Annotated in this window: 8 protein-coding genes and 1 pseudogene; 4 read left to right on the top strand and 5 right to left on the bottom strand. The window is 35.7% G+C overall.

The features are described 5' to 3' along the window. Positions 1 to 343 precede the first annotated feature (343 nt). From IPH11_11030 to IPH11_11045, 4 genes and pseudogenes are all read left to right on the top strand, one after another. Positions 344 to 1,681, top strand: coding sequence for a nucleotide sugar dehydrogenase (locus IPH11_11030; protein MBK6914142.1), 1,338 nt, complete (start codon positions 344 to 346; stop codon positions 1,679 to 1,681). Between the two features lie 96 nt (positions 1,682 to 1,777). Then, on the top strand, positions 1,778 to 2,686 hold the full coding sequence (locus tag IPH11_11035) for a Gfo/Idh/MocA family oxidoreductase (protein ID MBK6914143.1): 909 nt from the start codon (positions 1,778 to 1,780) through the stop codon (positions 2,684 to 2,686). A 21-nt stretch (positions 2,687 to 2,707) separates the two neighbouring features. Further along, positions 2,708 to 3,292, top strand: coding sequence for an N-acetyltransferase (locus tag IPH11_11040; protein ID MBK6914144.1), 585 nt, complete (start codon positions 2,708 to 2,710; stop codon positions 3,290 to 3,292). A 333-nt stretch (positions 3,293 to 3,625) separates the two neighbouring features. Continuing rightward, positions 3,626 to 4,796, top strand: a pseudogene (locus IPH11_11045) (hypothetical protein). Positions 4,797 to 4,873: 77 nt separating this feature from the next. Here the strand turns inward: IPH11_11045 and IPH11_11050 are convergent. The 5 genes from IPH11_11050 to IPH11_11070 all read right to left on the bottom strand — a co-directional run bounded on the left by IPH11_11050 (position 4,874) and on the right by IPH11_11070 (position 13,335). Continuing rightward, complete coding sequence (locus tag IPH11_11050) at positions 4,874 to 6,241, bottom strand: glycoside hydrolase family 47 protein (protein MBK6914145.1); 1,368 nt, start codon at positions 6,239 to 6,241, stop codon at positions 4,874 to 4,876. A 20-nt stretch (positions 6,242 to 6,261) separates the two neighbouring features. Then, positions 6,262 to 9,528: a glycosyl hydrolase gene (locus IPH11_11055; protein MBK6914146.1), complete on the bottom strand. Its 3,267-nt coding sequence runs from the start codon at positions 9,526 to 9,528 to the stop codon at positions 6,262 to 6,264. Positions 9,529 to 9,764: 236 nt separating this feature from the next. After that, positions 9,765 to 11,936, bottom strand: a complete 2,172-nt coding sequence (locus IPH11_11060; GenBank protein MBK6914147.1) for a VCBS repeat-containing protein — start codon at positions 11,934 to 11,936, stop codon at positions 9,765 to 9,767. A 250-nt stretch (positions 11,937 to 12,186) separates the two neighbouring features. Beyond that, positions 12,187 to 12,615, bottom strand: coding sequence for a hypothetical protein (locus IPH11_11065; GenBank protein ID MBK6914148.1), 429 nt, complete (start codon positions 12,613 to 12,615; stop codon positions 12,187 to 12,189). Between the two features lie 360 nt (positions 12,616 to 12,975). Further along, positions 12,976 to 13,335: a hypothetical protein gene (locus IPH11_11070; protein MBK6914149.1), complete on the bottom strand. Its 360-nt coding sequence runs from the start codon at positions 13,333 to 13,335 to the stop codon at positions 12,976 to 12,978. Between the last annotated feature and the right edge of the window lie 111 nt (positions 13,336 to 13,446).

Genomic DNA, 13,446 nt, shown 5'->3' on the forward strand with positions numbered 1-13,446 from the left:
TCACATACTTCTTTTATCTTTGATCAGGAAAAAATACAAATTTAGTAAACAAAAATTCACCATCCAGGCAACGTTCAATAGTAAGCTATTGGTACTAATTTTTAAGTACGGTTTACTAATAATGTATGATAAAATTTAACAAGACATTCAGGCTTTGGGGAAATAATTACATGCATACTTATCTTTGTATAAAAAATTATTGAAATTTTAAGTATTCGAGATGATTTTTTTTGGCACTAAATTAGAAATTTAAAAAGGGTTTTTCCAACTTATCTGAATAAAAAGATCAGATTCGGAAAGCATTACTTCCACATTAAGTTTAACAAAAAAATAAAGGAACTACATGGAGCTTTTAGAGAAAATTGAAAATAAGTCGGCAACTGTTGGAATCATTGGACTTGGTTATGTTGGACTTCCACTTGGATTGGAATTTGCAGCTAAAGGTTATAAAGTAATTGGATTTGATATTGACGAAAGAAAAATTCCAATTCTTAATTCAGGCGAAAGCTACATAAAACACATTAAGACAGATAGAATTAAAAAGGCTGTAGATTCAGGTAAGTTTAGTGCGACATCTGACTTTTCCAAATTGCCTGAAGCAGATGCGATAATTGTTTGTGTACCCACACCCTTAAATGAACATCGAGACCCTGATCTTTCATTCATTGAAAACTCCGGCAAGATAGTAGCGAAACATCTTCGTGCAGGACAATTGGTTGTGCTGGAATCATCTACTTACCCTGGAACAACTGATGAAATTCTACTTCCAATGTTTGAATCTGCACCATTAACTCAAAAATCAGGTGATAAAAAATTCGCTGTAGGAAAGGACTTCTATCTTGCTTTTTCTCCCGAAAGAGAAGACCCAAACAACCCACATTATTCCACAGCAACAATACCGAAAGTCATCGGTGGTGTAACGAAAGAATGTTTAATAGTTTCACAAGCGCTTTACAATAAAGTTATTGTTAATACAGTTCCCGTATCCTCGACAAGAGCAGCCGAAGCAACAAAGCTCCTCGAAAATATTTACCGCTCTGTCAATATTGCATTAGTTAATGAACTCAAAATGGTATTTGACAGAATGGATTTGGATGTGTGGGAAGTAATTAAGGCAGCCAGTACAAAACCATTTGGATATCAGGCGTTCTATCCTGGTCCGGGTTTAGGCGGGCATTGTATTCCTATTGATCCATTTTATTTAACCTGGAAAGCCCACGAATACGATATCAGTACAAAGTTCATCGAACTCGCTGGTGAGATAAATACATTTCAACCATATTATGTCATCGAACGATCTATGGAAGTTTTAAATAAACACAAAAAAGCATTGAATGGTTCGAAAGTCTTAATACTCGGGGCAGCTTATAAGAAAGATATTGATGACATGCGCGAATCCCCAACCTTAAAACTGATTGAAATACTGCACGAGCGTGGTGCTATTGTCGAATATAATGACCCGTTTGTACCGAAACTCCCTCGTACCCGTAAATATCAGTACGATATGGATTCGGTAGAATTAACAAAAGAAAATTTAGCTGTATATGATTGGGTCCTTTTAAGCACCGATCATAGCGGTTACGATTATAAATTTATTGAACAGAACGCAAAAATAATTGTTGATACTAGAAATGCATTTGAAAACCATGGGGTTAAATCAAATAAAATTTACAAGGCATGATTTTATTTTTTAATAATAATCTCGAACTATTCATTTCAAAATAAATGCTTTACTATTTCAAAATTGATTTTAATTTAAATTGAGGGAGATGTACTTATGAAAAACTTCGCTCTAACCGGTGTAGCCGGCTATATAGCACAAAGACATCTCCAAGCAATAAAAGATACAGGTAATGTTCTCGTTGCTGCAGTTGATCCTCATGATTCTGTTGGTATTATGGATAAGTATTTTCCAAATGCCGGCTTCTTCACCGAGTTTGAACGCTTCGACCGATATTTAGAAATGCTGCGGCGTGGACCAAAAGAATCAAATATTGACTATCTTACAGTATGCTCTCCGAATCATTTACATGATGCACATATACGACTTGCTCTCCGAATCGGTGCAGATGCAATTTGTGAAAAGCCTCTTGTGCTAAACCCATGGAATCTTGATGCTCTGCAGGAATTGGAGCAGGAGTACGATCATAAAATTTATAACATACTTCAGTTGAGGGTTCATCCTTCAATTATTGAACTGAAAGAACAAATCTCTAAACAAAAGAACAAGCGATTCGACGTTGAATTAAATTACATCACTTCGCGGGGAACCTGGTATGACTATTCCTGGAAAGGCGACTCGAATAAATCCGGCGGTGTTGTTACAAATATTGGTATTCATTTTTTCGACATGTTGATTTGGATATTTGGGGGGGTAAATCGTATGGAAGTACTCAATTCTGAATTGCATAAAATCAGTGGAACTCTGGAATTAAAAAATGCAGATGTAAAGTGGAACCTTTCGATTGATTACAGTGATCTTCCCGAAGAAATTAAGCACGCTGGTAAAACTACCTTTCGCTCAATTAAAGTGGATAATGTAGAAGTTCATTTTAGCGATGGCTTCACTGATTTACATACTAAAGTTTATCAAGCAATTCTTTCTGGAAATGGATTTGGAATTGATGATGCACGTCCATCAATAGAAGCCGTTTACAATATCAGAGAAATTATAAATAAATTTTAATCATCTGGGACAGAATCTAAAATGAGTGAATCGAAATTTTATATTAATAAATATGCGGTTGTGGATGACAATGTTGAGATTGGTGATGCAACAAAAATCTGGCATTTCAGTCACATACAAAGTGGCGCAAAAATAGGCAGCCACTGCGTAATTGGTCAAAATGTAAATGTTGGAAACAATGTTCAAATTGGAAATTACTGCAAGATTCAAAACAACGTTTCTGTTTATGAAGGTGTTACGCTTGAAGACTATGTTTTTTGCGGACCATCAATGGTGTTCACAAATGTACTTGATCCACGATGTAAATATCCGCAGGTTGGGGCTAAATATTATCTAAAAACTTTAGTAAAAGAAGGTGCTTCAATTGGAGCAGATGCCACTATAGTTTGCGGAAATACTATCGGCAAATCTGCATTTATTGGAGCCGGTTCTGTTGTCACAAAAGATGTCCCTGATTTTGCACTGGTTGTTGGCAATCCTGCTAAAATTATTGGCTGGGTTAGTGAAGCCGGCAAGCGATTAAAATTTGATAAAGACGGTGTTGCTATCTGTGAAAAGTCGAAGAAAAAATATCAATTGGAAAATTCACGGGTAATTGAAATTTAATTATTTTCATTTTACTTGTTATTCGTTCAGAAATTACTTGTTCCATAACTTCAGTCCGTCAGATCGTAGTGAAGTCATTCGATTTTATGCCATTAATCTATCTCTTGAAGATTAACCCGGCTTCAAGTTATGGAATCCCTTCTTTACTAAATTCTTTGGTATGATTTTCGATATTTGGAAGTGTTGATCATAAAAAAGAGTGCAAAATGGAAGTATTTTTTATGATATTAAAGCCTTGTTAAAATATACTTGTAAGATTTACACTTAGCTAATTTATAAATTACTAATTAGTGTAGAAATTACTTTTGATTGAAACTAATTGTAGGACTAAAAATGAGATACATCTTAATCACATTTATATTAATTGCATTATTTATTCTTCCTGGATCCGGGTATCTTTATGCGCAGGATGAGGAAGAAATAATTAACTATTTCCAAATGGAACCTTTGGATGATAGTTTGTTTATTCAAATTCAAACTGAATTATTTATAGATCCCCCTGACCCAAAAGCAGAAATTATAGCCGATCTTAGAGATGCTAATAATCAAACCGTTTCTATAAAAGGTGCTCTTTACCCATTCCTTGCATTATCTCCGGGAATAAGAGCAAGAATTATTACTTATCCTTTTAAAATTAATCTCGAAGAAAGCATCCACTACGGCTCTGTGTTTACAAGAGTATTGGAAAGATTGAGAGTCAGTAAAATTCTTGACCCCCTTCCCTTTCCAGATTTCTCCTACTCTTGGATACATTAATCCATTTGTGCAGTTTCAAGGCGGTGAACGATTTGGTTTCTCTTTGAAGAAAGATGTTGGACTATCTTTTGGTTTTGGAACCCCTTATTCAGGTGTTCTTGAGTCCAATTTTGCGGAATTTAATTTCCACATACTTGGCTTTTACGGCGGTTTTATCACCGGCGTTGATGCAATGACCCAGCAAAAAGATGTTAATAATCATAACAATTTATTTGTTACGGAAGCATACCATTTTGGATACGTAATTCCTATCGGTAATTTTTTCGAAGTTGGTTTTTTCAAAACAACTAAAAAATTTAGCCCGAGTCAGATACTAGATTACACACATGACTCAGTGAATAAAGATGCAATCGTATTAAATCTCGATGGATCAATCAAATATCAACCGTATCTTGTGGATGGTGAATTTTTCAACTGGGAATTTAGGTATCCAATTTCTGTCTTAGGTTCAACAAGAGGTAAAGTATATTTCGGACAATTTCTTCAAGAATGGCACATCGGTTATACTGGTCGAGAACTATCACTGGCAGGCAGCACTTTTGATTTTAGATTTGACGCAATGTTCAATTCGCCAGTTCGACAAAATCAATTTGTAGCAGACGTACTTGTACAAAAGATTTTTGATTATTGGAGTTTCAGTTCAGTTGCAATAGGTCCCGGAGTAATTCTGTCGCACGTAAAAGATGGAAGTTTTGGTATCACATCAATTTTTGTGAACTTTAGAATTAAACTTGGAACCTCCCTATAATTTTGTCCTTCCTCCTTTCAGTTAGTGGACGCGGGTTAATAGCCCGCGTTTTTTTTTATGTATTAACCTCAATATTTTTACTCCCAGGTTTTCCAGATGGGATGAGCTTCGGTATTAAAGATTACTTTTGAAAAATCTGTTACTTCCTGATCCGCAAAAAGTAAATAGAGATATTTTAATGTCTCTGCGAGGAAGAAACTTTCCATTTCATCAGTCTTTTCTTTTGTCTCTACATTTTTCAACGCTGAATAACCATTTTCAGTACGGCAGTATTTAATCAAGCTTTCAAAATAATGCTTACCCATATTTAAATAGATAGAATCGCCGGTGAAATGATAAAGATAATAAGCTGATTCGATTATCTCCGGTCGAAGGTGATAACTTGGAAAAGTTACTTTCATTTGATAGTAATCAATCTCCTCTGGTTCAATTCCAAAAGTCCTCCACATCAGATCTGATGATTTTTGCAGCCGGGCAGCTTTCTCAACATCGCCGCTTAAAGCAAGTACAGCTGGAAAAAAAGCATCCAATGAACCGTAACGTGTTGAGGTAATTTCTCCTCTGAACATATTAACCTGCCCGTACCATAAACCGGTTTGAGTTTCATGAGAAAGATATTTGTCTATTGCTTCAATACTGGTTTGCCACATTTTTAAGCAATCTTCATCATCAAAAAGGATCGCACACTTTAACAAGTACTCATAGTAAGAATCTATCCCCCCGCTTATGTGACTTGTTCCATCCACCCAAATTCCAGAGGTAACTGAAATGCTTGAACCAACAAGTCCGATTGGTGATCGGCGATTATATAATTCTACCAACGCCCGTTTAGCTTTATCAAAATAAATCGGATTACCGGTTAATTTACTTAGTGTTCCAAACTCTATTAACAATGTTCCAATTTCTGCGGGATTGCTTACATCACCTTTTACTTCGCCGGTTTTAAGATTGACAAACATATAAGGCATTCCCGTCGGAGAATTGAAAGCAGGCAAAAGTCTCTTTCCAAGATCTTCTGCAAGAGTGAGGAGACGACTATCACCGGAAAGTTGGAAATTACTAAGCAGCCCACCGAGCAATCGAATTGTTATTTCGAAATTCTTAACAAAAATATCCTTATCAAAAGATAAATTTTCTATAATAAAATTTTTAGTTGATTCGGCTTCCTCATCCAGTTCCATCAAGTACATAACATCAAGGGCATCAATAGGAGTCATCAATAAAGAAGCCGAATGCCAGTCTCGAAATGACTTTGACAATGGTTTCAATTCATCATGACCCCAGGCAAATTGCTTGTACGAATTCCATGTGTGAAGAAATTCGTTCCGCACTGAATCAGCAAGCAACTGCTTGTCAACAGAATAACTATTTGTTGTATTCTGAGCATAACCTTGGTTAACCATAATAATCAGGCAAGCTGAAAGAGTTAAATAAAGGCTTTTCATAATATTAAAGAAATTAAAGATTAATCTCTCCTCCACTCCGGAAATCTGCCCGGTGTGTATGGAGCACCGTGGGTTTCAAGAATTAATTCGATCTGTTTTACCTTCTCTTCAATTAATTTTAGTGAATGAAGTATTTCACCAAACTTACTTGCTGCTGCATCATAAGATTTTATAAATGTATTTGTCGGAGAAGCTGTTGTACTCCATAAAGCATAAGTAATTGTTTCCACTCGTTCTTTTACTGAGGTAGGTGCAGCCCCTTCGTAACGTGCTCTGAGCTGATCGCCATTCAGTTTTTTATTTAATTCAGTTAAATCTGATCCAATTTTTAGAATGTTTTCATAAGTATCAGTTGGAATTTCCGCAGATTCGATAGCAGCCTTCTTTAAATAAGTAAGTTTATCAACTAACTCTTTACGAAATGCATCAGCACCTGTAATGGCTCTTGTTAACTCAGCAACTTTTTTGTTGAAAGAATCAAGTACAATTTTATCTTCTGCAGGAATTGAAACGACATTAAGCGGCTTACAAATAAATTCCTTTGGAGGCACGAGCTCAGTAAATTTTTGGTTTTCATATTTTGAAAGTGATACATAATATTTGCCCGGGACTACCATAAAACCTTTATCAGGTTCATTCCATGGAATCGAGGAATCAAACGGAGTCAGCGATAAAGGAGTGAATGGCGCATATCTAAAATCCCAAACGATTCTATTCACTCCTTTTTTAATGTCAGATTTTATTTTGCGCACAATATTTTTATTCTCATCTGTAATTGTAAATAACATGTAAGCCTCAGATTCTTCCGACTCAGCTTTTAAGGTGTTATAATCAGGATATTTTATATCTCCTCCATTCTTTTGAATTTCTTTCTCATTTTCTCTTCTTTTTTCTTTTAAGGATTTGTACTCATCTTTAATATAGTAAGTGAATACTGCACCTACCTCAGGATTTTGTGCGGAATAAAATCCCGATCCTTGAAATGCTACTCCCTTAAAACCCAAAGGATTTGCTTCCACAAACATTAAAGCATCTTTTACCGGGAATATCTCTGCATCTTTATTTAAAGTTTCTTGAGATAAGTATCGAAGCGGTGAGTAATCATCCAAAATATAAACACCACGTCCAAATGTAGAAACGACAAGATCATTTTCCTTTTTTTGGATTTCCATATCCATAATACTTGCCGGTGGAATTCCGGTATTCAATGCTAACCATTCGCTTCCCCCATCGTTTGAGAAATATATCCCAAACTGAGTTCCCACGAAGAGTAAATTCTTTTCAACGTGATCTTCTGCAATAGTGTATGTACTTCCCTTTTCAGGAAGATTAGTATTGATTGGGAACCATGTCTTTCCGCCGTCAATTGTTTTGTATAAATAAGGGTGATAATCTCCCCCAACCATGTTATGGCAAGATGCATACGCCACAAGCTTATCATGATTAGATGCGATTATTTGATGAACCCTTGCATAATCAGGTAAACCACTGATTGTTGAACGATTCCAATTTATTCCGCCATCCGTTGTGTAGTGAATCAATCCATCAGCAGAGCCGACAAACAAAATATTTTCGTCAAGTGGTGATTCGGCAATTGTAACGATATTAGCATTTGCACTTTTACGTGCAAGTTGATCAATACTCCAACTTTGTCCCATGAGTTTCTGCATTTCTTTCGGAACACCGCGTGTAAGATCAGGACTGATTTCTCTCCACGTGCTTCCCATGTCATCTGAGCGAAGCAGCTTATTGCCTCCAAAGTACAGACGTTTATTGTCATGTTTTGAAATTAAAAGTGCAGCATCCCAATCAAAACGGTAAGCCGTGTCAGCAAAATCCTGTGGTTTGATGAAAAGATTTTCACCGCTTTTTTTATCGAAGCGTACCAGTCCACCATTTTGTGATTGAGCATAAATTATATTTGGGTTTTTCCAATCAACTTGAGACTCAAACCCATCGCCGGCATTTGTGAAAAGCCAGTCGGAGTTAGTGATTCCACTCGAATTAATTGTGCGCGAAGGTCCGCCGAGACTATTGTTATCTTGAGTCCCGATATAAACATTATAAAATGGATCATCGTTATCCGTAGTAACTTTATAAATTTCTGCAATAGGAATATTTGATTTGAAATCCCACTCTTTACCTTGATCGAAAGTTTCGTAAACTCCGCCATCACAGCCGGCAAGTAAATGCAAATTATTATCAGGATCTATCCAGATTGCATGATTATCTACGTGTTTGTTTTTATCACCTAAATTTCTCCATGTTTTTCCACCATCCTCAGTAACCTGAATGAGAACATCATCACTATAAACTCTGTCAACATCACTTACATCACAATATAAATTTTGGAAATAAAAAGCATAAGAAGAAATGTAACTGCTCTGTTTAGTCCAGCTTGCGCCGCGGTCTGTGCTTTTGTAAAATCCTTTATCTTTTTCAGTTGCTTCAACTATTGCATAAACATAATCGGGATTAACAGGCGAAATAGCAATACCGATTCTTCCCACATCCTCTGAAGGTAAGCCTCCTTTTAATTTATCCCATGTAGCACCGCTGTCTGTACTTCGATAAATTCCGCTTTCCGGTCCGCCGTAAACGCCGGTGTAAAGATTTCTCATTCGCTGATGAGCTACTGCATAAATGATATTAGAATAACGCGGATCAATAAAAACTTTATTACAACCTGTAAATTCACTAATGCTTAAAGATTTTTCCCAATTTTTTCCTCCGTCTGTTGTTCTGTAGATTCCTCTGTCTCCGCCGGAATTTCTTAATGAGCCCATAGCTGCTACATAAACAATATTAGAGTTTGTAGGATCAATTGCGATTCCGCCGATATGTTCAGAACTGGTAAGTCCCATATTTTTCCAGGTTTTTCCCCCATCCTCACTTTTATAAATTCCATCGCCATAAATTACATTATATTGATTATTATTTTCGCCTGTTCCAACCCAAACTATATTAGGATTCGTCGGATCAATTTTAACCGCACCGATTGCATAAGATTTATTTCCATCGAAGACCGGAGCGAATGTTATACCGTTGTTTGTAGTTTTCCATAATGAACCGTGACCGGAGGCAACATAATATTCACTGTGATTAAATGGATTGACGGCAATGTCAATCACCCGCCCGCCGGTTACAGCAGGACCAATACTGCGGAATGACAAACCTGATAATGAAATATTTTTAAGTGAATCGGTTTCTGATTTTTCTTGTGCAAAATCTATCGAAGAAAAAATCAAAGAGAGGCAAAATAAAATTACAGTAATAGTTTTTGACATGATTGCAACCCGGATTTGTTTGGTAAAAAATTAATTAGATGTCAGTTTAATTATCATTTAATAATTCATTAGAAATAATGGAATAAAATAATGGACAAACCGTTTTTATCCCAATTTTCTACTGATATATTTTGATGGATGGAAAGAATAACTGAATGGAAGGTTCAAAATAAAAACGCACGCTATTTATAAAATTCATAGCGTGCGTTTAGTATTAATAGAAGTAATGTTTAAAATTATTTGAGCAAGATCATTTTTTTTATTTGATTAAACGAACCAGCTCGAAGCTGATAAAAATAAATTCCGCTGGATAAATCTTTTGCATCAAAATTTATTTCATACGATCCAGGAGATTGAACTTGATTTACTAAAGATGCGACTTGTTTACCGAGTCCATCGTAAATAATTAATTGTACTTCACCTTCTGCCGGAACTTGATATTTAATGATTGTACTCGGATTAAAAGGGTTCGGATAATTTTGATTTAATTCATATGATAAATCACCAATTTCAATATTTGGGTTAGTGTCTTTATTCAATACGATATTACTTCCCGTTAAATAATTAACTACATTTTTTGTATTAATTGCCAATCCGGAAGTAATAACTGTTACCGTTCCGTCTGGCCATGTGATTTTTAATTCCTCAATAGTATCCGCAGAACCAATTCCAAAGTGCACATAGAAACCATTTTGTGCTGAGAAGCAACTGCCGCCAAAAAGAGTTCTATAAATTGTTCTCACATTCCTCTCCCTATCACTAATAGTAAGGGCAAATCTGGTACCGATCGCGTCTTTACTAACTGAGACTCCATCACCAACAGGCTGAACCATAAAATAATTATACGTGATTAACGAATTCAACATAAATAACCTGTTTGGCTCCTGAACAGAATCACCTGCAGAGGCAGTTCCCCCATTAACAACTGTTATCTCAAGAATTCCGTCATCATTGACATCTGTAAAATTAACTCCGTGAGTTCTATAAGGATACGGAGGCACAGGTAATCCTGCCGGGATATTTGACGGGTAATCAATGTATGAAGTATAATCATCGTAAGTCGGAACTGACAATTCAAATGAACCCGCAGAGCTCATAAATAATTTATCGGCGGTGCCAGAGCCAGGACCTCCGTTGCCGATATAAAAATCAGGAACTCCATCGCCATTTAGATCACCCACCATGCAACCCATAACTCCATTCGCACCAATCGACTCATAACCTAAGTTTATTCCCATTTCTGCTGCTGCATTAAAAAATTGATTGCCAAATCTATTTAGGAACACTGCATGACCGGGCGCATAAGGGCTTCCCTCATCCGTATTGGTTCGCATAAATGCAATAATATCTTCCCAGCCATCATTGTTAATATCAGAAGCGCCGCTTCCAAAAGAAGAATGAGGATAACTGATATCATTATTTGTTGAAACCGCTACCGTTACATCGGTAAAAGTGCCATCACCGTTATTGCGCCATAAAATATTCTGATAGTTTAAATTATTTTCATAAAGATCGGCATCACCATCATTATCATAATCTAAAAATGTGGAATTTCTTGTTGGTAAAAGACTACCTGCTAGTCCGGCCTCAAAAGTTACATCGGTAAATGTTCCATCACTGTTGTTTCGGTAAAGAGTATTTCTGCCGATTAATTCAGGATAGTCAGGATTGGAATTCGATACTATATTACCGTTTACAAATAAATCATCATCACCATCCTGATCGTAGTCAGCAACAACAGCGTTTGCGCTTGCAGTCATTATTGGACTACCCGGACCATCATAATTTCCTTTGTGGTAAACTGTATCAAAAACAAAAGAAACATTTCCTCCACAATCACCTGATAAGTCAATATTATCCGGCAGAAATTGTTTTGAATTAAAAGTAGGATTAAACCTTGGGCTGCTGCCAGGGATCGGACCCGCAACTCCGGCAGTAGAAGTTACATCTTTGAAACTTAATCTACCTGTCACCACTCCGTTAAGTATCCAGTCATTTCTAAATAAATAATCAAATCCGATTCCTTCATTAGCACCACAAGAAATAAAGAGATCATAATCTCCATCATTGTCATAATCAAAGGCTACACCACCCCATGCAAGATCACCGGATAGCAAAACTGGTCCCGGTCGAAATTGAATACGATCCGGTGTAGAGTTATTTATCAAAACATATGATTCATCACTGGGGTTGCCGATATAATAATCAATTTTTCCATCAAGATTAAAATCAGCAGCAATATTAGCTCGACCACGTTTAAAATGTCCTAAATATGAGTCCTGAAATTTAGTTGGGAGTGCGAAATCAGGGAAAATACTCTGCCCCTCAAATGAGAATGTTATCAGACAAAAAAACATTATTAATGAGTTAAAAAGTGCTTCTCTGACTTTAGTACTGTTCAATAACATAAAAGCCTCTTGGAATAAGTGAATGATTAAAGGTCAGATCATTTGAACGAATTATTACATTATAATAATAAGTAATTATAGATATCTAAAAGTGACAGGTAGCCGACAAAATGAGGATAAACGCATTTAGAATAAGATTAAAGACTATTCTTAAAACTACAACGTGATGATAACATTAATATTTAACAATTCAAATCTAAATTTGCTTCAACGTACTATCATTTTCAGAAAGATATCTTATAAATTTCCACTATTTAACTTCATTTGCCCTCCCCTTATCGGGAATGACATTATTTTTTGGCGCATCTTCAGAAGCAAGAATCCAGCGCATTGCATTTTCGAAGTCTATAAAAGCATCTACGAAGAATCCACGGTTATGAGAGCATGTTTCGAGGAACTCTGCGGAGTCAAAATTAACTCCCGGATTCACGAGAAGAGCGACTTTATTACGAAATGTGTTACCATGCAAAACAAGTTCCTGTGCAAGCTGATACAAATCAAACGTTGACATCTGCCATTTTGTATCCCTGAAATCAATAAGCAGATCGTAATCTACAGGTTCATGCTCAGACTTTGCAATATCAACAAGTAGCTGCCTGCTTGTTTTCAAGTTAATTATTCCATCAGGAGTTACTTCAAGAAAATCCCCTGTGGTGACGATTTTTATTTTTGTTGCCATAAAAAATCTCCTTCCTATAATACTCGTTCCGCCCAATTCATTTTTTGATCATCAATGAAAAATTAGGCATAAGTTAGTTCACGGACTGATGCTAAGCAGAAAGTATGAAAACCTTACCTATTTTGGTTGGTAAGCTTTTATATACTCGCCCTTGCAAGAATTATTATTTAATGCAAAGAAAAATATTAAAATCTTAAATAATGGCAGCTTAAATGACATCATTTAAAATAATGTTATCTCTAATACATTATACACGACAATCCCATAATGCAATACTTTGCTATTTCGTATTCTTGAAATTAATGCACAATTCAAAGGGCGAAGGACTTTTATTTTAACAATTTTTTAAATTTAACATATCTAAGTTTTAAAACGTGAAGCAAACATTAACCCTAATAAAAATAATGTTAGATAAAGTCCACCCGCACTTAGAAATAATGTTTTCACAAAATTAAATTTACTTTCATAAAACTTCTCAACTTCAGCAATATTAAATTGTTGATCTAAACGATCCAATTTAACCACAACAATACTGTCCTGAACTATAAGGCGGGAGTATTCAAAATCGTCCAAATGTATTATATTTTTATTTTTTAAATCAATCTTTGAAATGTCATACTCCCCCGATTTAATTAAATCATCTTTGGACACTTCATAATACGAATAACAGGAAAGGTTTAATAATGCCACAGCTAAAAATGGGATAAAATATTTTTTCATAGTCTTCAGATTTTTTAAAGGCTTCACCATTGAGTAAAATTATACTCAGTTAAAGATTACTGCCCTTTGTTTTTCCCAGAACAGATGATCACAATTTTTACATTTATATTC

It is taken from the genome of Ignavibacteriales bacterium (genome assembly GCA_016709155.1).
Lineage (GTDB): Bacteria > Bacteroidota > Ignavibacteria > Ignavibacteriales > Ignavibacteriaceae > JADJEI01.

Bases quoted from the DNA above. Each gene is read 5' to 3' on its own strand.
- IPH11_11055 (MBK6914146.1), bottom strand. From the start codon at position 9,528: ATGTCAAAAACTATTACTGTAATTTTATTTTGCCTCTCTTTGATTTTT.
- IPH11_11030 (MBK6914142.1), top strand. From the start codon at position 344: ATGGAGCTTTTAGAGAAAATTGAAAATAAGTCGGCAACTGTTGGAATC.
- IPH11_11050 (MBK6914145.1), bottom strand. From the start codon at position 6,241: ATGAAAAGCCTTTATTTAACTCTTTCAGCTTGCCTGATTATTATGGTT.
- IPH11_11040 (MBK6914144.1), top strand. From the start codon at position 2,708: ATGAGTGAATCGAAATTTTATATTAATAAATATGCGGTTGTGGATGAC.
- IPH11_11070 (MBK6914149.1), bottom strand. From the start codon at position 13,335: ATGAAAAAATATTTTATCCCATTTTTAGCTGTGGCATTATTAAACCTT.
- IPH11_11065 (MBK6914148.1), bottom strand. From the start codon at position 12,615: ATGGCAACAAAAATAAAAATCGTCACCACAGGGGATTTTCTTGAAGTA.
- IPH11_11035 (MBK6914143.1), top strand. From the start codon at position 1,778: ATGAAAAACTTCGCTCTAACCGGTGTAGCCGGCTATATAGCACAAAGA.
- IPH11_11060 (MBK6914147.1), bottom strand. From the start codon at position 11,936: ATGTTATTGAACAGTACTAAAGTCAGAGAAGCACTTTTTAACTCATTA.